Consider the following 21,315-nt stretch of genomic DNA (forward strand, 5'->3'; position numbering starts at 1 on the left):
ATGAACCAGAGCACGGAAGCGATACGTATTCTTACCGCAAACATCCACGTGCCGTATGGCATTTTCAGCATTATTGACGGCAGCGGTTACTTTCCCCCGCTGGCCTTTCTGAACGACTTCTTGTTACGGGGCAGCGATCCCTGCGACCAGGATTGCCGCATGGGCACCTGGCGCCCCTTTGCGCTCACGTCTGAGGAGTATGCCATCGTTACAAATTGGTGGCTGGAGACCAATGAAAACGCAGTGGTCGCAGACCTTGGCTGTGCATGCTGGGATGACTGGGTGCAGGAGATTCTTGATCCTGACTAAAGCCATACTGCACACACGCAGCCAGCAATCTATAAAGAAGCAAAATAACTTACCGCACGCGATGCCGCTGCGCTGATAATCCGCTATAAATCCCGCCCGGAACTCTGTACAATCCCTCGCCTAAGATCCTATAACTGATTACTTTTTGAACTATGAGCAATGTGAACCTGCAGCCGAAAATCGGCTTTGTCTCTCTTGGCTGCCCAAAAAATCTCGTCGACTCAGAACGCATCCTTACGGAGTTGCGTACCGAAGGTTACGATGTTGTCCCGAGTTACGATGATGCCGATATGGTGATCGTAAATACCTGTGGTTTTATCGACAGCGCCGTGCAGGAGTCGCTGGAAGCGATCGGCGAAGCGCTGAATGAAAACGGTAAAGTGATTGTCACTGGCTGTCTGGGCGCGAAAGAGGATCAAATCCGCGAAGTGCACCCGAAAGTGCTGGAGATCACTGGCCCGCACAGCTATGAGCAGGTTCTCGCCCATGTTCATCACTATGTGCCGAAACCGCAGCACAACCCCTTCTTAAGCCTGGTGCCGGAACAGGGCGTGAAACTGACGCCGCGCCACTACGCTTACCTGAAAATTTCCGAAGGCTGTAACCACCGCTGCACTTTCTGCATCATTCCGTCGATGCGTGGCGATCTGGTGAGCCGCCCGATTGGCGACGTGCTGTCTGAGGCGAAACGCCTGGTCGATGCTGGCGTTAAAGAGCTGCTGGTGATTTCGCAGGACACTTCCGCTTATGGCGTTGATGTGAAACACCGCATGGGCTTCCATAACGGCGAGCCGGTGAAAACCAGCATGGTTGGCCTCTGCGAGCAGCTGGCGAAACTTGGTGTCTGGACGCGTCTGCACTACGTTTACCCCTACCCGCACGTGGATGACGTGATCCCGCTGATGGCGGAAGGCAAAATTCTGCCCTACCTCGACATCCCGTTGCAGCACGCCAGCCCGCGCATTCTGAAGCTGATGAAACGCCCTGGTGCCGTCGATCGCCAGCTGGCACGCATCAAGCGCTGGCGCGAAATCTGCCCGGAGCTGACGCTGCGCTCTACCTTTATCGTCGGCTTCCCTGGCGAGACCGAAGAAGATTTCCAGATGCTGCTCGACTTCCTGACCGAAGCGCGCCTCGATCGCGTCGGCTGCTTCAAATACAGCCCGGTTGAGGGTGCCACCGCCAACGAGCTGGCGGATCAGGTGCCGGAAGAGGTGAAAGAGGAGCGCTGGAACCGCTTTATGCAGCTGCAACAGCGTATCTCCGCTGAGCGTCTGCAAGAGAAGATTGGTCGCGAAATCCTGGTGATGATCGACGAAGTGGATGAGGAAGGCGCGATTGGCCGCAGCATGGCCGATGCCCCGGAAATCGACGGCGCGGTCTATCTGAACGGTGAAACTAACGTCAAACCGGGCGATATAGTTCGCGTGAAAGTCGAGAACGCCGACGAGTATGACCTGTGGGGCACACGCGTTTAAGCGATAAAAAAACCCGGCACCCGCCGGGTTTTTTGTGCTTAAGAATGACTCACTATTTATATTGAACAGGCGATGCGCTCACGTAGCCACTGATGAGCGGGGTCACGGTGAACACGTTCGGGCCAGAGCATAACCATCTCAAATCCCGGAACCTCAACAGGTGACTCAGTGATCTGCAGCGCATCGTTTTCACACACCAACCGCCACGGCACCATAGCCACCAGATCGGTACTCTTCAGGACCGCACTAAGCAGCAGGAAATTTGGCACAGAGAGTGATACGCGGCGCGTCATCCCTCTTTCGGCCAGGGCGCTATCTGTCACACCATGAAATCCGCCCCCCTCCGGTGAAACAATGGCATGCTCAAGCTGACAGAACTCCTCGAGCGAAAGTGGGCTATGCAAATGAGGATGTCCTGCGCGTCCAGCAAGCACATAACGTTCAGTGAACAACGTGCGGCGATGTAAATTTACTGGTGCTTCATCACCTGTCATGAAAGCCAGATCGATCTCTCCTTGTTCCGCTTTCCTTGCTACTTGTGAAGGAAGAGTGTGAACAACTGCGATACGTGTAGCTGGCGCAGCAGTGCGTAACATTGCCAGGGCGGGCTCCAGGATAGTCATTGCACCATAATCAAAGGCAGCGATATTCCAGTGCTGATTTGCCAGCGCTGGGTTGAAGGTACTTGAAGGAGCAATCACTTTTTGGATAGCGGCTAATGCATGCTGCAGAGGTTCCCGAAGCTCGTCGGCGCGCGACGTGGGCCGCATACCACGCGGGCCTGGCAGGAGCAAAGGATCGTCAAATATCTCCCTGAGTCTGGCGAGTTGCACGCTGACTGTAGGCTGCGACAGGTGTAAGCGTTCAGCGGCGCGCGTAACACTATGTTCTGACAAAAGTGCATCAAGCGTAACCAGAAGATTTAAATCAATATTTCTCAGGGTATTAATCATTTCAATACCGGGTATTTTATAAATTAATTTCAACTATATCAGATGAGGGGCTAGTGTGTCGGGACTTACTTAAAAGGACTATTTATATGAATATTCTTCTTGTCCATGCCCAGCCTGAAAAGACGTCATTAACACATCATCTTGTCAATATGGCCCAGGAGTTATTAACGGCCCAGGGGCATACCGTTACTCAATCGGATCTTTATGCCATGGGGTGGAAAGCAGTATTTGACGGCGATGACTTTCCTGATCGGATCAATACTGAACGCCTGTCTTTTATTGAAGAGTCGAAACACGCCTTTACACACAGCCGACAGGCAGCAGATGTCGAACAAGAACAACGCAAGGTCCAGGCCGCCGATGCGGTTATCTTTCTTTTTCCGCTCTGGTGGTTCAGCATGCCCGCAATTATGAAAGGCTGGATAGAGCGGGTGTGGGCGTATGGCCTGGCATATGGGTATAAGGATAAAGGCAACGCGCATCGTTATGGAGAAGGTGCTTTTAGAGGTAAGCGTGCGCTACTGGCAGTTTCGGTTGGTGGTCCAGAAGGTGATTATTCTAAAAGGGGCATTAATGGTCCGCTGGAGCAATTACTCTTTCCCATCACGCATGGAACCCTTTTTTACACGGGAATGGAGGTATTACCCACGTTTGCTGTTTACGGTAGCGGACGAATCGGCACTGACGCCTTATTTGAGGCGGAAGCCAACTGGCGCAGCCGGCTGGAAGGGCTGTTTGACGACATTCCGATTCCCTTCCGCGCGCAAAATGCGGGAGATTACCCCGATCGTCATGTGCTATCCGATCACCTTGCCCCGGGACAACAAGGGCTTGCAGTGCATATTGCTGACACTTAATAACGTCCTAAAACTGACATAAGCAGTGTCAGGACGGTAAAGCTGTTTCTTACTAAAAGATGATTTCCGCTTTCTGACTCAGTCCGCTTTGTGGCAGAAGCGGACGTTGGTTGTTCATGCGGATAAATACTAAGAGTTGTTTATTTTCGCCACAAAACAGGCTCGGATGAGTAAATAAACAGGCAACACTTGTTTGTTGCTGAGGAAGTTAAAGCGCGATAATTTAGGCACTTAGCGTAGACTAACCTAAAAATAAATGGCTATAAAAAAAGTAATAATGTACCAACACGCTTTTGGTCACAGGAGCAGTAATTAATTGTAGTTAATATTTATCAATAATTTAACGCTAGTATATCATCTGTTAGAACTAGTGAAGGTGTGACGACACAATATCAGCATATTATGCGTTATCCTCGGTCTCATACTTCGCTCAGCAATGTCTGCTCGACAAAACGAACCGCTCAGTCGCGAGGATGGTGGCAGTGAATGAGGTGGTCAGTTTTAACAGCGCTCCAGGTAGCTTTGTAGGTTCGATCGTGGCGAAGCCCGCCAACGGTCTTATTGAAGCTAAGGGCATTGAGTATTGCATAAATCAATGCAGTGGAAATTTAAAGCACCAGTTCTGATACTCAGGCTGGCATAAAATCAAAATAACGGGATAGCTACGGACATGACAGACAGCGTACAAACTAAAACGACAGAGGGAAAAATCATCATCAACTTGTTTGCGCCCAATCTTCCGGGCAGTACCAAAGAAGATGATCTCATTCAGAAATCTCTGCGTGATCAGTTGGTCGAGAGTATCCGAAACTCGGTTACCCCCCCTGACGCTGATAAGTCTGCTGGGCTAACACGGTTTATTGATGAATCCGGTCGTAATGTATTTTTTGTGGATGGTACTCGCGGTGCAGGTAAAACCACTTTTATCAATAGCGTGGTCAAATCTCTGAACGGTGACAAAGGTGATGTCATAGTCAGCATCAAGTGTTTGCCGACCATCGACCCTACCAAGTTGCCGCGTCATGAACCCATTTTGGTCACTGTGACTGCCCGTCTGAATAAAATGGTGTCCGACAAGTTAAAAGGATGCTGGTCGTCGAATGACCATACAAAACAAAAGGAACAATGGCAGAATTACCTTGCGCAGCTCCAGCGTGGTTTACATCTGCTCACAGACAAGGAATATAAGCCGGAATATTTCAGTGATGCTTTGAAGCTGGATGCCCAGCTTGATTACTCAATTGGTGGCCAGGATTTGTCAGAAATCTTTGAGAAGCTAGTTGAGCGTGCGTGTGAAATTCTCGGCTGCAAGGCCATTTTGATCTCATTTGATGATATTGATACTCAGTTTGAAACGGGTTGGGATGTACTTGAATCTATTCGTAAATTCTTTAACAGCCAGAAATTGGTGGTGGTGGCGACAGGTGACTTGCGCCTATATTCCCAATTGATTCGCGGTAAGCAATACGAAAATTATAGCAAAACTTTGCTCGATCAGGAAAAAGAGAGCGCCCGCTTAGCAGAGCGGGGCTATATGGTTGAACACCTTGAACAGCAATATTTATTAAAACTGTTCCCGGTACAAAAGCGTATTCAACTGAAAACCATGTTGCAACTGGTCGGCGAAAAGGGAAAAGTCGGTAAAGAGAAGATCAAGGTTAAAACCGAGCTTGGCATGCAGGATATTGCTGCCATTGATATCCGGCAAGCAATTGGCGATGCTGTTAGGGAAGGCCTTAATTTGAGAGAGGGATCTGATGCAGACATGTATGTGAATGAACTGCTGAAGCAGCCAGTGCGGTTGTTGATGCAGGTGCTTCAAGATTTCTATACCAAAAAATATCATGCTACATCGGTAAAACATGATGGTAAACAAGGCAGCAATGAAAGACCTGATGAATTATCAGTTCCGAACTTACTTAGAAATGCCTTATATGGTTCGATGCTAAGCAGCATTTATCGCGCAGGGTTAAATTATGAACAACATCGGTTTGGTATGGATTCGCTCTGTAAGGATATATTCACCTATGTAAAACAGGATCGTGATTTTAATACCGGATTTTATTTGCGACCTCAGTCTGAAAGTGAAGCATTAAGAAACTGCTCTATTTACTTGGCGTCTCAGGTAAGTGAAAACTGTCAGGGCAGTCTGTCAAAGTTCCTACAGATGCTTTTGGTTGGTTGTGGTTCTGTCAGCATATTCAACCAATTTGTGACCGAGTTAGCACAGGCTGAAAATGATAGAGAAAAATTCGAACAGCTTGTTAGTGAATATGTAGCTTATATGTCTGTTGGCAGAATTGAAAGCGCCTCACATTGGGCTAATCGATGTTGTGCTGTGGTTGCAAACAACCCTAATGATGAAAAGGTTGGCGTTTTTCTTGGCATGGTGCAGTTAAATCGTAAATCACGCCAAAAGATGCCTGACGGTTACAAGAAATTTAACATTGATACTGAGAATGGCTTGGCAAAAGCCGCAATGGCGGCTTCCTTAAGTACGGTGGCTTCAAATAACCTTATGGATTTCAGTAGTGTTTTTAATCTGATTGGTGCTATTGCAGATATCTCTGCTTGCCGTCGTGAAAAGCCTGCCATTACTAATGCTTTTAATAAAGTTATAGCTCAGACAACATGTATTGTTCCCCCATGGAGCGAGGCTGCTGCTCGTGCAGAAATGAAAGGCGCAAGTAAAAGTGCGGATAACGATGCTGCTGTTTTGGATGTTGATCTTGATCCCAAGGATGATGGCGTAACTGATGACAGTCAGCAGGATGACACAACGGAATTTTCTTATGCCATTAATAAAGTTGAGCAATGGCTTAAAAAAGTAAACGAAATTGAGATTGAAATTCGTCCATCGGCGCTTTTGATCGGTAAAGTATGGACTCGGTTCTATTTCAACCTTAATAATGTGGCTGATCAGCATAAAACTAGGCTCTATAATGATGCAGAGCATGGACAAATGGCCAGTCAATCAAATGCTGCGAAAATTATGCGTTTTAATGTTTTGGCTTTTCTTCATGCGGTATTGGTTGAAGAGAGCTTATATCATTCGTTTAGTGACAGGGAATATATCGGTGAAGGGTTAAGACTAAACCCAGTTACTTCGGTTGATGAGTTTGAGAAAAAGATAAATGTAATGAATGAAGAATTGAAAGCGGATAAGAAAACATGGAAAGATACCCATCCATTGTTTTTCTTATTAATTAGCTGTCCAATTCTACATCCGTTCATTTTTCCTGCAGGAGGGATTAATTGTTCAGCCAAAGCACTGAGCAAGGAAGCAAGTTTCCTTGAACTGATTGGTGAAATTGTTGGCGACAAATTACTTTCTGAAGGAGAATGGGAGTATTTATCTAAAAATGATAATCGTAAAATAAACATAAAACAACATACGTCTCAAAACACTATAACATCACTTAATACCTCCACAATCGTCGGAGCATTATACGATAAGGCTACGCCAGCCCGGAAATCCAAGTTGCCTTCATTAAGTGATGGCGTAGAAAAATAATAATGGCCTTCGTATAAGGATTGGGTATGGAAAGGTTTCTTCTTAACTCAACAGTGCTGTTGCATAGGCTGAGCACCGTCTCTTTGGATGAGGTATCACTTGATGAGCGGGTGGAGTCATCGGTGTTCCTTGCTCAATACGAACGAGTGCGTAGTTTGCCTGATCATGTCGGCAAATCGGCTTGGTCATCTTTAGTGCAGCAAATCAAACAGCGGAATATGAATCTCGGCCCAGTAGCAACCTTACGCCAGATAGCTGAAAAGTTTATTAAAAACGAAAAAGGAGGCCCCAAAATCGACCTACCTTTGTTCTCGGAATGGCAAACGCTGATGAGCCGAGTTTCGTGCCTGCCAATTATGGCGTGTCATCAGGTATTTAACTCTGGGCCTGCCAGTCAGGAATATAGCTTTCGCTGGCCTTTATATCCATATCATCCAACGGTTGAGGACTACATTACCCGTGAACACCTACACGAAACTCACCAACATCTGAATGGCAGTACCAGTGCGGAAGAGTGTTGGCTGGATGCACTCAAGCACCCAGAATTGAGCGTCAGAGATTTCGAGAAGGGCTGGGTATCTCAAGAGATGAAACAACTTTGCGCCCAGATTGACTCCTCTCTGACACCTAAAATCTTTAAGGATCGTTTGCAGATCGCCAGCAATATTCGCGAAATTCTTTGTCGGGTCGCTCAGGGCGTGGAGTTGCCAGAGTGGATTGTATCAATTCAGAACCCGCAGCAGTTGGCGGATAGCACGATTCTGCATCATGGCCAGGAGTATGGATTTGCGACAGTTTGGCCAACAGACGACAAATACAGTCAGGAGTCTGAATTTCGCTGGCTAATCGGGTTGTTCGAAAAATGGCGGTATGGTGCGCCCGAAGGATTGGAACGACTGCTTTGGATTTACCTTCTAATTCAGAATCAGTACCTGACCTTACTGGTTCAGCGAGACGATTTTTTCGGTTTTGATCAGTTCCAGAATTACACCATGACAGAGCTGAGGGAGGAAACCGAGAAATCTTATTTGTCTCGTTTTAAACATGCCCATGGTTCTGGTGTGTACTCTCAGGTGCGTTATCTGGAAGGACGTTTTGCCCCAAAGAGCGACCCCAGCAAAATGCAAAATCTGCTCTTCAGTATGTTAAGGGGGTATTGGGAATACCTGAGTGCTCATATGTCTCTGGAATGGGTGCATGAAAAGCCGCTGACTATGTCGCAAGTGCTCGATAATCTCGAACTAATTGAACCTCATGGCAAGTGTGTAGAGCTGGCGCTAGTCCCGCATTTTATCAAAAGAAAGCCAAAAAATGGTGAGGTCTATCCTTACGCATTGCTATTCAAGGACCTGAAGAATCAGGCAGCTAATCTGATGGACATGCTGAAGTATGAACCGCGCCTGACTGGATGGATTCGAGGAGTGGATGCCGCAGCTAATGAGATGCATGCGCCACCGGAGTTGTTTGCCCCCTTGTTCCGGGTGCTAGCAAAATCAGGTATTGCTCATTTTACCTATCATGTTGGCGAGGACTTCCCGCATCTGATCAGTGGTATTCGATCCATTGATGATGCCTTGAGGTTTTTGCCATTGCGTAATGGCGACCGTCTTGGTCACTGCACGGCGATTGGCATCACACCTGACATCTGGAAACGCTCTTTGCCATTGTCTTTATCCATGACCAAAGAGACGCGATTGCTCGATTTGGTATTTATCTGGCGGGAACTTCGAAGTCATCCGGAACTACTGCGTTACGCCAGTGATGCAGCGATTGAAGCTGTTCGTTTGGCGCATAAGGTGTTTTCGCTGGAAGAAGAAGTCTCGATTACCACCCTTGATCAAGTATTTGAAATGCGGGGGATGTTGGCGGAATCGGAAGGCCTGCTGGGTGAGCTAAATGGACCATTAAAACCCAAATCCCTCTGGTTGGAAGAGTACGAGCGCGCCAGAGAGTTGGCTAAAACTGCGGGTATGAAAAGGCCGCTGAAGTTGTATAAGCTATGGCTTACATCTGACAATATACGAAAGCAGCGTGCTGAATATGTTGAAGTTACCCTAGAATATTTGCCAGATGAAGCGGTTGTTGCTTTACAACAAGCCGTTATGGCAAAAATGGCAGACCGAAACATTGCGATAGAATGCCCTCCGACCAGCAATACCCGTATCAGTCAGTATCGAGATGTCAGCGAGCATCATATCTTTCGCTGGATGGGCTTGCCGGGTGAGGCGATTGAAGGTGATGTTCCTATGTCTATTTGTCTTGGATCTGATGATCCGGGGATCTTCGCCGCGGATTTGAAATCCGAGTTCTATCATCTGTTCGTTGTGTTAACCCGAAAGTTCGGCTTGTCGCCAGCGGAGGCTTTGAGAAAGGTGGCAGAGATGAACGAGAATGGGCGGATTTATCGCTTTCATGATGTCAGCTAGCCAGTATACATTGAGGATTCTGTGGTTGTTCAAGACGCGCTGTGCTCATTGGTATCTCTCGATACGATACTGTCGCGGGGCTGGGGGAAATATGTTTCTCGGTCGGCATTTAACTCCTGATGAGCATTTTTCTTGTTAGTCTGGGAGAGGGACTTGTCGTCTGTGCATATGTCCTTTCATTGTAATCTGTATACAAGAAACTATTGATATCGCCCACAAATGGCCTTGGGCCTACAGTGCCACACAGCCAAGGCCCATAAATTATGGCTATTTATCAATTGCATAAGTCTTAATGAGTTACAATAGTTAGCGAACAATTAGACGGGCACACCGGATACCCAGAACGCACAATGAGTTCGGCACATAACAAAATAAGTAAATCGGACTGCTTTGCCGCTCGCTGCTTTAAACGTTAACTTCCGCTCCTCGCTCAGAGCGGACCTTCATTAAATCTCATCTCAATTATTTGGTGCCCGCGTTAGTTTTATTAACTCCCCCTGATCACCCCTTAATTTTCGGGTCCAGCGCGTCGCGCAGCCCGTCTCCCAGCAAATTAAAAGCCAGCACCGTGACGAAAATCGCCAGCGACGGGAAGAGCGCCACATGCGGAGCAATCACCATATCCGCGCGGGCTTCGTTAAGCATTGCGCCCCACTCCGGCGTCGGTGGCTGAGCACCGAGGCCAAGGAACGAGAGGCTGGCCGCTGAGATAATCGAGGTGCCAATGCGCATGGTGAAATAGACCACGATGGAGGAGACCGTGCCCGGCAAAATATGGTGGAAGAGGATCACCGCATCGCTGGCACCGATACTGCGCGCCGACTCAATAAAGGTTTGCTGTTTCAGCACCAGCGTATTGCCGCGCACCAGCCGGGCAAACGCTGGCACCGAGAAGACCGCTACGGCGATAATCACATTCGCCATACCGCTGCCCATAACCGCAACGACAGCAATCGCCAGCAGAATACCGGGAAAGGCGAACAGCACATCGCAGATGCGCATAATGATGCGATCCCACCACCCTTCGTAGTAACCCGCCAGCAGCCCCAGCACCGTGCCGATCGCCGCGCCAATCAGCACCGCGAAAACACCCGCCGCCAGCGAGATCTGCGCGCCCACCAGCACGCGGCTAAAGATATCGCGCCCGAGCGAGTCTACGCCGAACCAGTGCACCAGAGATGGCCCCTCGTTCAGCCGGTCATAATCGAAGTAGTTCTCCGCATCAAAGGGGGCGATCCACGGCGCAATCACCGCCAGCAGGATCAGCAGCAGGACAAACAGCCCGGCGGTCATGGCCACGGGCTGACGGCAGAAGCGCCGCCAGAACTCATGCCACGGAGTGCGCACATGACCCGGTTTTACCGTGGGCATGGCATTTAAAATCGCCTGTCGACGCCAGTTTAACAATCGCATCCTTACTTGTACCTGATAGCGGGATTAAGGGCGGCGTAGAGAACATCCACCACTAAGTTGATAAGAATAAACTCCAGCGAGAAGAGCAGCACTTCCGCCTGAATCACCGGGTAGTCGCGCATCTCCACCGAATCGACCAGCAAACGCCCGAGCCCCGGCCAGTTGAAGACCTTCTCCACCACGATCGACCCGCCGAGCAGGAAGCCAAACTGCAGCCCCATCATCGTCACCACCGGGATCATGGCATTGCGCAGGCCGTGCTTGAGGATCACCCACTTTTCGCTGACCCCTTTTGCCCGCGCGGTGCGCATATAGTCCTCATTGAGCACCTCGACGAAGGAGGCGCGGGTAAAGCGCGCCATCACCGCCGCCACCGCCGCGCCAAGGGTCAGCGACGGCAGAATATAGTGTTGCCAGCTCTCCGCGCCAACGGTTGGCAGCCAGCCCAGCTCAACGGAGAAGACCTGCATCAGCAGCATGCCGAGCGCAAAGGCCGGGAACGAAAGCCCCGTCACCGCCACCGCCATCCCCAGATGATCGGGCCAGCGGTTGCGCCACACGGCGGCGGCGATACCCGCGCCCAGCCCAAACAGCATCGCCCACAGCATGCTGGTAAGGGTGAGCAGGAAGGTCGGCATAAAGCGGCTGGCAATCTCTTCCACCACCGGGCGGCGCGACGCCATCGACACGCCGAAATCCCCCTGCAACACGCTGGTGACGTAGTGCCAGAACTGCAACCACAGCGGCTGATCCAGCCCGAGCTGTCGACGCACCAGCTCAATTACCTCGGCATCCGCTTCCGGCCCGGCAATCAGGCGCGCCGGATCGCCCGGCAGCAGGTGGACAAACAGAAACACCAGCACGGCCACAATCAGCAGCGTCGGAATCAGGCCCAGCAAGCGTTTAATAATATAATTCAGCATCTCATCTTCCCTCACTCCGCCCCCAGCTCAGCAAGGCGGCGTGAGTTATCTATTGCAAATCGGCGTTATCAAAACTAAAGCCGGTATCCGGCATGATGTAAAAACCGGTCAGCTTTTTGTTATGAGCGGAAACCAGCTTCTCAACCACCAGCGGCACCCACGGCGACTCTTTCCAGAGGATATCCTGCGCCTCTTTATAGAGCCGCGCTTTTTCATCTGTGCTGGTGGTTTTCAATGCGTCGGCCAGATCCTTATCCACCTGCGGGTTGCTGTAGAAGGCGGTATTGAACTGGGTTGGCGGCCAGTTCCATGAGGCAAACAGCGGCGAGAGCGCCCAGTCCGCTTCTCCGGTCGAAGAGGTCCAGCCGGTATAGAACATACGCACCCCGCTCTGCTTCTGCCCTTTCGCCTCCACTTCCGCCGCGCGCTGCCCGGCATCCATCGCCGTCACCTGCACTTTGATCCCCACCTGCGCCAGCTGCTGCTGGGTAAATTGCAGCACCTTCTGCGCGGTGCTGTGATTATGGGAAGACCAGAGCGTGGTGGTGAAGCCCTGCGGATAGCCCGCCTCTTTCAGCAGCTCGCGCGCTTTAGCCGGATCGTACGGCCAGGGTTGATAGCTCTGTGAATAGGCGATAGTCGGCGGCAATACACCGGTCGCTGGCGTGGCAAAACCGGCAAACGCCACTTTCACCAGCGCCTGGCGGTTAATGGCGTAGTTGATCGCCTCGCGCACTTTCGGGTTGTCGAACGGCTTTTGCGTCACGTTCATGCTGATGTAGCGCTGCATAATCGACGGGCTGGTGACCAGCTCCAGCTTACTGTTTCGTTTCAGCACCGCCGCCTGCTCGTAGGGGATGGGGAAGGCGAACTGCGCCTCGCCGGTCTGCAACATCGCCGCGCGGGTGTTGTTATCCACCACCGGGCGCCAGGTGATGGAGTCCAGCTTCGGCAGGCCTTGCTGCCAGTAGCCAGCAAACTTTTTCACCTTCACAAAATCGGTCTGGTTCCATGCGTCCAGCGTATAGGGGCCGGTGCCGACCGGGTGGAAGCCGATCTCTTTGCCATATTTTTTCAGCGCCGCCGGTGAAATCATCGCCGACGCCGGGTGGGCGAGGATATTGATAAACGCCGAGAAGGGCTGCTTGAGGGTGATCTTCACCGTGCTCTCATCGACCGCCTCGGTGCTGGCGATGTTTTTATAAAGGTTGTAGCGCTTAAGGCTGTTCGCCGGGTTGCTGGCGCGGTCGAGGTTTGCTTTTACCGCTTCGGCGTTAAAATCGGTCCCGTCCTGGAACTTCACCCCTTTGCGCAGCTTGATGGTGTAGACCAGCCCGTCGTCGGAGACGGTGTAACCCTCTGCCAGCACATTGACCAGCTTCATCTCTTTATCGAGGCCAAACAGTCCCTGATAGAAAGACTTAGCGACTGCCTGCGAGAGCGTATCGTTGGCGTCATAGGGATCGAGGGTGGTGAAGTTGGAACCGACCGCTACCACCACATCTTTCGCGGCAAATGCCGGGAGGGCGGTCAGCGCGACAACCACGCCTGCAACGGCCCGCCAGTGTCGGGAAATGATCTCTGTCATGCTGCTCTCCTGAAAAACCCTGTCTGTCATCAATTAAAAACGCGACTGCGTGCTGCCGGGCGTCGTTCTGGCGACGAAGTGACCCGGCCCCACGTTTTGCAGCTGTACGCGCTGCATTGTTTCCCCGCGTTTACGAATGTTACTCGGCATATCATCGGATAAGAGCACCCGCTGCGGCGGCTGGTGGGCAGGATCGGCCACCGGCACCGCCGACATCAGCTTGCGGGTATAGGGGTGCTGCGGGTTTTCAAACACCGCGCGGCGCGGGCCAATCTCAACGATCTGCCCGAGATACATCACCGCCACACGGTGGCTGATCCGCTCCACGACCGCCATATCATGGGAGATAAAGAGAAACGCGATCCCCAACTCGCGCTGCAGATCGAGCAGCAAATTGATGATCTGCGCGCGAATCGAGACATCCAGCGCCGAAACGGACTCATCGGCCACCACCACGCGCGGGTTCAGCGCCAGCGCGCGGGCGATGCAAATACGCTGGCGCTGGCCGCCGGAAAACTCGTGCGGATAGCGCCAGGCATGCTCCGGCTTCAGCCCGACGCGCTCCAGCAGCCACTCCACGCGCTGGTGGGCTTCCACTTTGCCGAGAAGATTGTGCACGCGCAGCGGCTCAATAATCGAATCGCCCACCGTCTGGCGCGGATCGAGCGAGGCATACGGATCCTGAAAAATAAACTGAATATCGCGGCGCACCAGCTTCATCTTGTGATCCGGCAGGGTGTCGATGCGCTCGCCGTTAAAGGTAATCGAGCCGCCCTGGCTCTCCACCAGCCGCAGTAGCGCGCGTCCGGTGGTCGATTTTCCGCTGCCTGATTCGCCGACAATTGCCAGCGTTTCGCCGGGCCAGAGATCGAAGCTGATGCCCTCCACCGCATGCACCTCTTTGGTGATGCGATTAAGCAAGCCGCCGCGCAGGGGGAAGCGCGCCACCAGATCGCGAACCTGCAAAATCGGCTCGCCGGGCACCACGGTATCCTGCTCCGTTTCCGGCTCCTGCACCTGCGGGTTTTTCGCCGAGATGAGCGGGAAGCGGCGCGGCAGATCGCTGCCGTTCATCGCGCCAAGCTTCGGCACTGCCGCCAACAGCGCTTTGGTATAGGGGTGCTGCGGGTCGCGGAAGACGCACTCGACGCTGCCAGTCTCCACCGCTTCGCCCTGGTTCATCACCAGCACACGATCGGCGATATCCGCGACCACGCCCATATCGTGGGTAATAAAGATCACCCCCATCGACATCTCTTTTTGCAGCACGGCGATAAGCTGCAAAATCTGCGCCTGAATCGTGACATCCAGCGCGGTGGTTGGCTCATCGGCAATCAGCACCGCCGGGCGACAGGAGAGCGCCATGGCGATCATCACCCGCTGGCGCATGCCGCCGGAGAGCTGATGGGGAAAACTGGAGAGAACGGATTGCGCTTCGGGAATACGCACCAGGTCGAGCATACGCCGCGCTTCGCGCATCGCCTGCTCACGGCCCAGTTTCTGATGGAGGCGAATCGACTCGGCAATCTGCTCACCAACCGGGAAAACCGGGTTGAGCGAGGTCATCGGCTCCTGGAAAATCATCGCGATATCCGCCCCGCGCACGCTGCGCATCTGCGAGGAGGAGAGCGTGTTGATATCGACCTTCTGGCGGTTGCGCCGCGTCAGGCAGATATGATCGCAGTTCACTTCGCCGCCCGCCTGCTCAATCAACTTGAGCAGCGAGAGCGCGGTAACCGACTTCCCGGAGCCAGATTCGCCGACAATCGCCAGCGTTTCGCCCCGTTTCAGATTAAAAGAGAGGTTACGTACCACCGGGGTAAGCTGCTTCTCATGGCTAAATGCGATATTCAGATTGCTGACGTCAAGAACCACGTCTGCCTCTGGTTCAAAGCCTTGCGACACCCCACTCTCCTTTTTTACGATTGCTGCCTTTGGGAAAGACGATTTCTGAATATAGGAAGTCGTTACAACGATGTAAAGCAATGTGATAACAATGAGGTAGACGCAAGTCATATTGACCCCTCCCCTTTTCTGCCATAATGGCCGCTTCTCGCGTTGACTGGATAGAAATTATGGAATCTGCAAATGGCCTGATCTCGCTGGAGACGGCGCTGTCGAAAATGCTGTCACGCATTTCACCGCTCACTGAGCAAGAAACCCTGCCGCTGCTCGCCTGTTTTGGCCGCGTAGTCGCGCAAGATGTTATCTCCCCACTGAATGTCCCCGGTTTTGATAACTCGGCGATGGACGGCTACGCCGTGCGGCTGGCGGATCTCAACAGCGGCAACGCGCTGCCGGTAGCAGGCAAAGCTTTTGCCGGGCAGCCCTTTAGCGGCGAGTGGCCGCAAGGCACCTGCATACGCATTATGACCGGCGCACCGATCCCCGCGGGCTGCGAGGCGGTGGTGATGCAGGAGCAGACGGAGCAGACCGACGACGGCATCCGTTTTACCGCTGAGGTGCGCGCCAACCAGAACATTCGCCGCGCGGGCGAAGATATCGCCAAAGGCGCCAGCGTCTTTACGGCGGGCACAAAACTGACCGCCGCCGAGCTGCCGGTGCTCGCTTCGCTCGGCATTGCTGAAGTGAGCGTGGTGCGCAAAGTGCGCGTGGCGCTCTTCTCCACCGGTGATGAACTGCAACTGCCGGGCCAGCCGCTGGCTGACGGGCAGATTTATGACACTAACCGCCTTTCAGTCCACCTGATGCTGGAACAGCTTGGTTATGAGGTGATTAACCTCGGGATTGTGCCGGACGATCCGCAGAAACTGCGCGACACCTTTATTGCCGCCGACAGCCAGGCGGACGTGGTGATCAGCACCGGCGGCGTGTCGGTGGGCGAAGCGGACTACACCAAAACCATTCTTGATGAGCTGGGGGAAATCGCCTTCTGGAAGCTGGCGATCAAACCGGGCAAGCCCTTTGCGTTCGGCAAGCTAACAAAGAGCTGGTTCTGCGGCCTGCCGGGCAACCCGGTCTCTGCCACATTAACCTTCTACCAACTGGTGCTGCCGCTGCTGGCGAAACTGAGCGGCAATGGCGCGGATGTCACGCCGCTGCGTTTTCGCGCGCGCGTTATCGGCGGGCTGAAAAAGTCGCCGGGGCGTCTCGATTTCCAGCGCGGGATTGTCAGCCGCGGCGAAGATGGCACGCTTGAAGTGCGCACTACTGGTCATCAGGGCTCGCATATTTTCAGCTCCTTCAGCCAGGGCAACTGCTTTGTGGTGCTCGAGCGCGAGCGCGGCAACGTGGCGGCGGGCGAATGGGTGGATGTGGAGATGTTTAACCATCTCTTCGGAGGCTGACGATGGCAGAAGAGCTCAGCGACAGCGAGATGATGCGCTACAACCGGCAGATTACTCTGCGTGGGTTCGATTTTGACGGCCAGGAGCGGTTAAAAGCCGCGCGCGTACTGGTGGTCGGGCTTGGCGGCCTTGGCTGCGCGGCAGCGCAATATCTGGCGGCGGCGGGCGCAGGCACCATGACGCTGCTCGATTTCGATACGGTGGCGCTGTCAAACCTGCAGCGCCAGACGCTGCACGGCGATGCGGATATCGGTCGCGCTAAAGTGGACTCTGCCCGCGAGTCGCTGCTGCGTATCAACCCGCATGTCGAGTATGTCACCATTAATGCGCTGCTTGATGAAGCGGCGCTGTTCGCGCAGATTGCCGCGCACGATCTGGTGCTGGATTGCACTGACAATGTGGCGATCCGCAACCAGCTCAACGCCGGCTGTTTTCAGCATAAAGTGCCGCTGGTCTCCGGCGCGGCGATCCGCATGGAGGGGCAGATCAGCGTCTTTACCTGGGCGGACGGCGCGCCCTGCTATCGCTGTCTGAGCCGCCTGTTTGGCGAGAATGCGCTGACCTGCGTGGAAGCAGGCGTGATGGCGCCGCTGGTCGGCGTTATCGGATCGATGCAGGCGATGGAAGCGATTAAGGTGTTGACCCATTACGGCACGCCCGCCGCGGGCAAGATCGTGATGTACGATGCGATGCAGTGCCAGTTCCGCGAGATGAAGCTTATGCGTAACCCGCAGTGTGAAGTGTGCGGCGATGGCGCACCGCCCGCGGCTTAATTGCCGGATGGCGGCGTAAACGCCTTATCCGGCCTACGGGTCTGCGGGCGTCTTTTTGCCGGATGGTGGCGGTTTTGTAGGCCGGGTAAGCGCAGCGCCACCCGGCAATTTCTCTGTCGGGCACAAGGCATAAACCGCGAACCTCATCACAGCAACTTTCATTCGAAAGTTATTTAATCTCCATATGAAATATGTGGAGATGGTCGATGATTTTCAATATTCAGCGCTACTCAACCCATGACGGCCCCGGCATCCGCACGGTGGTGTTTCTGAAAGGGTGCCCGCTGCGCTGCCGCTGGTGCCAGAACCCGGAAAGCCGTAGCCGCTCGCGCGACCTGCTGTTTGACCCGCGCCTCTGCCTTGCAGGCTGCGATTTGTGCCAGCGCGCCGCGCCTGCGGTAATCGAACGCGCGCAAAATCATCTCTTGATCCAGCGTGAAAAGATCACCGACGCAGCGCTGGATGCCCTCACCGGCTGCTGCCCGACCGAAGCGCTGAGTGTCTGTGGCGAGGAGAAATCCGTGGCGGAGATGATGGCGACGGTGCTGCGCGACAAACCCTTTTACGATCGCAGCGGCGGTGGCGTGACCCTCTCCGGCGGCGAGCCCTTTATGCACCCCGAACTTTCAGAAGCGCTGCTGCGCGAAAGCCATCTGCACGGCATCCATACCGCCGTTGAGACCTGCCTGCACGTGCCGTGGCGTTATATCGAACCCTCACTGCCGTGGGTGGATCTCTTTCTCGCCGATCTTAAACATGTCGATGAGAATGCCTTTCGTGCCTGGACGAACGGCTCTGCCGCGCGCGTGCTCGATAATCTGCAACGCCTCGCCCGCGCCGGGAAAAAGATGATTATTCGCGTGCCGCTGATCCCTGGCTTTAACGCCGATAAAGCCTCCATTGAAGCCATTACTAATTTTGCGGCCGACCAGTTGCGCGTCGGCGAGATCCACTTTCTGCCCTATCACACGCTGGGCATGCAGAAGTTTGAGCTGCTCGGCGAACCCTATACCGCCCCTGAAAAACCGCTCGACGACCCTGAACTGCTGGCATTCGCCGCGGCATTTGCCCGCCAGAAAGGGCTGGCGACGACACTGCGAGGATAAGATTATGACTCTGATGCAACTCAACACGCTGCCTGAGCGCATCCGCGCGCATAAACAGGCGCTGATCTCGATTGTAAAACCGCCGATCTGCACCGAACGCGCGCTGCACTACACGCAAATTTACCAGCAGCATATGGATAAGCCACTGCCGGTGCGCCGCGCGCTGGCGTTAGCCCATCACCTGGCGCAGCGCACTATCTGGATCAAACATGACGAGCTGATTATCGGCAACCAGGCAAGCGAAGTACGCGCCGCGCCGATCTTCCCCGAGTACACCGTTTCGTGGATCGAGAAAGAGATTGATGAGCTGGCGGATCGCCCCGGCGCGGGCTTTGCGGTCAGCGAAGCGAATAAGCGCGTTCTGCATGAAGTCTGCCCGTGGTGGCGCGGCCAGACGGTGCAGGATCGCTGCTACGGCATGTTTACCGACGAACAAAAAGCATTGCTGGCGAGCGGCATTATCAAAGCCGAAGGCAATATGACCTCCGGCGATGCGCACCTGGCGGTGAATTTCCCGCTGCTGCTGGCAAAAGGGCTGGATGGCCTGCGTGAGCAGGTGCGCGAGCGCCGCACGCGGATTGATTTGACGCAGCTTGCGGATCTGCACGGCGAGCAGTTCCTGAAAGCGATTGATATCGTGCTTGAGGCCGTCAGCCTGCATATTGTGCGTTTTGCTGACCTTGCGCACACGATGGCGGCCGACGAGCCGCGCGAAAGCCGCCGCTACGAACTGCTGGCTATCGCCGAGAACTGTGAGCTTATTGCCCACCAGCCGCCGCGCACCTTCTGGCAGGCACTGCAACTCTGCTACTTTATCCAGCTACTGTTGCAGATTGAATCCAACGGCCATTCCGTGTCGTTTGGCCGAATGGATCAGTACCTCTACCCTTTTTGGCGTCGCGATGTCGAGCTGCAACAGACGCTGCACCGCGAGCAGGGCATTGAGCTGTTGCAGAGCTGCTGGCTGAAGCTGCTGGAGGTGAACAAAATCCGCTCCGGCAGCCACTCGAAAGCCTCGGCGGGCAGCCCGCTCTACCAGAATGTCACCATCGGCGGGCAGGTGTGGCACAACGGCCAGATCCATGACGCGGTTAACCCGCTCTCTTACGCCATCCTCGAATCCTGCGGGCGGTTGCGCTCCACGCAGCCCAACCTCAGCGTGCGCTATCACGCCGGGATGAGTGACGATTTTCTTGAGGCCTGCGTACAGGTGATCCGCTGCGGGTTTGGCATGCCAGCATTTAATAACGATGAGATTGTCATTCCGGCCTTTATCGCGCTGGGCGTGGAGCCTGCCGATGCGTACGACTACGCGGCGATTGGCTGTATCGAAACCGCCGTCGGCGGCAAATGGGGCTACCGCTGCACCGGCATGAGTTTTATCAACTTCGCCCGCGTGATGCTGGCGGCGCTGGAGGGCGGGCGCGACGCCACCAGTGGCGAAGTTTTCCTGGCGCAAAACGAGGCGCTGTCGGCAGGCAACTTCCGCCATTTTGATGACGTGACAGCGGCATGGGACCGGCAGATCCGCTACTACACGCGCAAATCGATTGAGATTGAGTATGTGGTCGACACCATGCTGGAGGAGAACGTGCCGGATATCCTCTGCTCGGCGCTGGTCGACGACTGCATTGAGCGGGCGAAGAGCATCAAACAGGGCGGTGCGAAGTATGACTGGGTCTCCGGCCTGCAGGTGGGCATCGCCAATCTTGGTAACAGTCTCGCGGCGGTGAAAAAGTTAGTGTTTGAGCAAGGCCTTATCGGTCAACAGCAGCTAGCCGCAGCGCTGGCGGCAGATTTCGACGGCCTGAGCCATGAGCAGCTTCGCCAGCGGCTTATCAACAGCGCGCCGAAGTATGGCAATGATGATGAGAGCGTTGATGCCCTGCTGGTGCGCGCGTATCAGACCTATATCGACGAGCTGAAGCAGTATCATAACCCGCGTTACGGGCGTGGGCCGATTGGCGGCAAATATTACGCTGGTACCTCGTCGATCTCCGCCAACGTGCCGTTTGGCGCGGCAACCATGGCCACGCCGGACGGGCGCAAAGCCCATACGCCGCTGGCAGAGGGGGCAAGCCCGGCCTCCGGTACCGACCATCTTGGGCCGACGGCGGTGATCAACTCCGTCGGCAAACTGCCGGTTGGCGCCATCCTCGGCGGCGTGCTGCTTAACCAGAAACTTAACCCCTCGACGCTGGAAAATGACGGCGACCGACAGAAGCTGATGGCGCTGCTGCGTACCTTTTTTGAGGTACATAAGGGGTGGCATATTCAGTACAACATTGTCTCGCGCGAAACGCTGCTGGCCGCGAAGCAGCACCCGAATCAGTATCGTGATTTGGTGGTGCGCGTTGCCGGTTACTCGGCGTTTTTCACCGCCCTGTCGCCGGATGCGCAGGACGATATTATTGCCCGCACCGAACATACGTTGTGATGTTAAGGTTTGAAACCATTCCGCTTTAACCAAGTATTTCGAATCGCAGGAAGGCGGCAAGGTGGCGCATCCCCGGGAGTTTACAAAAAGTAAATGACCGGGGTAAGCCACCGCAGCCAACACACCTGCGGCTCGAAAGACGACGGTTAACTTTCGAATGAAATAAAATTTGTGTAACTCATCACATTCTCTCTAGAATGTTGCTCCTCGTTATGACATTCAGGAGCGCT

At 53.9% G+C, this 21,315-nt stretch carries 14 protein-coding genes; 9 read left to right on the plus strand and 5 right to left on the minus strand.

Annotated elements, in window-relative coordinates:
* Together ABIC80_RS09370 and rimO are read left to right on the plus strand one after the other, a co-directional pair.
* Window positions 1–309 carry a hypothetical protein gene (locus tag ABIC80_RS09370; RefSeq protein ID WP_429176757.1) on the plus strand — a complete coding sequence of 103 codons (309 nt, stop codon included), beginning with the start codon at window positions 1–3 and terminating at the stop codon, window positions 307–309.
* Between the two features lie 152 nt (window positions 310–461).
* Window positions 462–1,787 (plus strand): 30S ribosomal protein S12 methylthiotransferase RimO, encoded by a 1,326-nt coding sequence (rimO, locus tag ABIC80_RS09375; RefSeq protein WP_042716724.1) that lies wholly within the window; start codon window positions 462–464, stop codon window positions 1,785–1,787.
* 56 nt (window positions 1,788–1,843) lie between these two features.
* Here the strand turns inward: rimO and ABIC80_RS09380 are convergent, their stop codons facing one another.
* Window positions 1,844–2,737, minus strand: coding sequence for a LysR family transcriptional regulator (locus tag ABIC80_RS09380; protein ID WP_429177016.1), 894 nt, complete (start codon window positions 2,735–2,737; stop codon window positions 1,844–1,846).
* Window positions 2,738–2,826: 89 nt separating this feature from the next.
* Here ABIC80_RS09380 and ABIC80_RS09385 point away from each other — a divergent pair, with 89 nt between their 5' ends.
* From ABIC80_RS09385 to ABIC80_RS09395, 3 genes are all read left to right on the plus strand, one after another.
* The gene (locus ABIC80_RS09385; protein ID WP_429176760.1) at window positions 2,827–3,597 is read left to right on the plus strand and encodes an NAD(P)H-dependent oxidoreductase; all 771 of its coding nucleotides are present in this window, start codon (window positions 2,827–2,829) and stop codon (window positions 3,595–3,597) included.
* A gap of 670 nt (window positions 3,598–4,267) precedes the next feature.
* Complete coding sequence (locus ABIC80_RS09390) at window positions 4,268–7,111, plus strand: archaeal ATPase (RefSeq protein WP_429176762.1); 2,844 nt, start codon at window positions 4,268–4,270, stop codon at window positions 7,109–7,111.
* Between the two features lie 26 nt (window positions 7,112–7,137).
* Window positions 7,138–9,537: an adenosine deaminase gene (locus tag ABIC80_RS09395; protein ID WP_429176764.1), complete on the plus strand. Its 2,400-nt coding sequence runs from the start codon at window positions 7,138–7,140 to the stop codon at window positions 9,535–9,537.
* A 501-nt stretch (window positions 9,538–10,038) separates the two neighbouring features.
* Here the strand turns inward: ABIC80_RS09395 and gsiD are convergent.
* Genes gsiD through gsiA form a run of 4 tightly spaced genes read right to left on the minus strand, consistent with a single transcriptional unit; the run spans window position 10,039 to window position 15,366 of the window.
* Window positions 10,039–10,950 carry a glutathione ABC transporter permease GsiD gene (gsiD, locus tag ABIC80_RS09400; protein ID WP_034813897.1) on the minus strand — a complete coding sequence of 304 codons (912 nt, stop codon included), beginning with the start codon at window positions 10,948–10,950 and terminating at the stop codon, window positions 10,039–10,041.
* A gap of 2 nt (window positions 10,951–10,952) precedes the next feature.
* Window positions 10,953–11,873, minus strand: coding sequence for a glutathione ABC transporter permease GsiC (gene gsiC, locus ABIC80_RS09405; RefSeq protein ID WP_200579268.1), 921 nt, complete (start codon window positions 11,871–11,873; stop codon window positions 10,953–10,955).
* Between the two features lie 49 nt (window positions 11,874–11,922).
* Entirely contained in the window at window positions 11,923–13,461 is a 1,539-nt protein-coding gene (gene gsiB, locus ABIC80_RS09410) for a glutathione ABC transporter substrate-binding protein GsiB (RefSeq protein WP_200579267.1), read from the minus strand.
* Window positions 13,462–13,494: 33 nt separating this feature from the next.
* A complete protein-coding gene (gene gsiA, locus ABIC80_RS09415) occupies window positions 13,495–15,366 on the minus strand; it encodes a glutathione ABC transporter ATP-binding protein GsiA (protein WP_429176766.1) in 1,872 nt (623 codons plus the stop codon).
* Window positions 15,367–15,536: 170 nt separating this feature from the next.
* Between gsiA and moeA the strand changes: the two genes are divergently transcribed.
* The 4 genes from moeA (at window position 15,537) to ABIC80_RS09435 (ending at window position 21,085) form a co-directional block, all read left to right on the plus strand.
* Complete coding sequence (gene moeA / locus ABIC80_RS09420) at window positions 15,537–16,769, plus strand: molybdopterin molybdotransferase MoeA (protein WP_429176769.1); 1,233 nt, start codon at window positions 15,537–15,539, stop codon at window positions 16,767–16,769.
* A 2-nt stretch (window positions 16,770–16,771) separates the two neighbouring features.
* The gene (gene moeB, locus ABIC80_RS09425; protein WP_413310812.1) at window positions 16,772–17,542 is read left to right on the plus strand and encodes a molybdopterin-synthase adenylyltransferase MoeB; all 771 of its coding nucleotides are present in this window, start codon (window positions 16,772–16,774) and stop codon (window positions 17,540–17,542) included.
* A 206-nt stretch (window positions 17,543–17,748) separates the two neighbouring features.
* Window positions 17,749–18,648, plus strand: coding sequence for a glycyl-radical enzyme activating protein (locus ABIC80_RS09430; protein ID WP_429176772.1), 900 nt, complete (start codon window positions 17,749–17,751; stop codon window positions 18,646–18,648).
* Window positions 18,649–18,652: 4 nt separating this feature from the next.
* Entirely contained in the window at window positions 18,653–21,085 is a 2,433-nt protein-coding gene (locus ABIC80_RS09435) for a formate C-acetyltransferase/glycerol dehydratase family glycyl radical enzyme (protein ID WP_429176774.1), read from the plus strand.
* The last annotated feature ends 230 nt before the right edge of the window (window positions 21,086–21,315 follow it).

Origin of the sequence: Kosakonia sp. 1610 (assembly GCF_050435845.1) — a bacterium.
Classification (GTDB): domain Bacteria; phylum Pseudomonadota; class Gammaproteobacteria; order Enterobacterales; family Enterobacteriaceae; genus Kosakonia; species Kosakonia cowanii.

Coding starts and splice junctions, on each gene's coding strand:
- ABIC80_RS09370 (WP_429176757.1), top strand. CDS start 1: ATGAACCAGAGCACGGAAGCGATACGTATTCTTACCGCAAACATCCAC.
- rimO (WP_042716724.1), top strand. CDS start 462: ATGAGCAATGTGAACCTGCAGCCGAAAATCGGCTTTGTCTCTCTTGGC.
- ABIC80_RS09385 (WP_429176760.1), top strand. CDS start 2,827: ATGAATATTCTTCTTGTCCATGCCCAGCCTGAAAAGACGTCATTAACA.
- ABIC80_RS09390 (WP_429176762.1), top strand. CDS start 4,268: ATGACAGACAGCGTACAAACTAAAACGACAGAGGGAAAAATCATCATC.
- ABIC80_RS09395 (WP_429176764.1), top strand. CDS start 7,138: ATGGAAAGGTTTCTTCTTAACTCAACAGTGCTGTTGCATAGGCTGAGC.
- gsiD (WP_034813897.1), bottom strand. CDS start 10,950: ATGCGATTGTTAAACTGGCGTCGACAGGCGATTTTAAATGCCATGCCC.
- gsiC (WP_200579268.1), bottom strand. CDS start 11,873: ATGCTGAATTATATTATTAAACGCTTGCTGGGCCTGATTCCGACGCTG.
- gsiB (WP_200579267.1), bottom strand. CDS start 13,461: ATGACAGAGATCATTTCCCGACACTGGCGGGCCGTTGCAGGCGTGGTT.
- moeA (WP_429176769.1), top strand. CDS start 15,537: ATGGAATCTGCAAATGGCCTGATCTCGCTGGAGACGGCGCTGTCGAAA.
- moeB (WP_413310812.1), top strand. CDS start 16,772: ATGGCAGAAGAGCTCAGCGACAGCGAGATGATGCGCTACAACCGGCAG.
- ABIC80_RS09430 (WP_429176772.1), top strand. CDS start 17,749: ATGATTTTCAATATTCAGCGCTACTCAACCCATGACGGCCCCGGCATC.
- ABIC80_RS09435 (WP_429176774.1), top strand. CDS start 18,653: ATGACTCTGATGCAACTCAACACGCTGCCTGAGCGCATCCGCGCGCAT.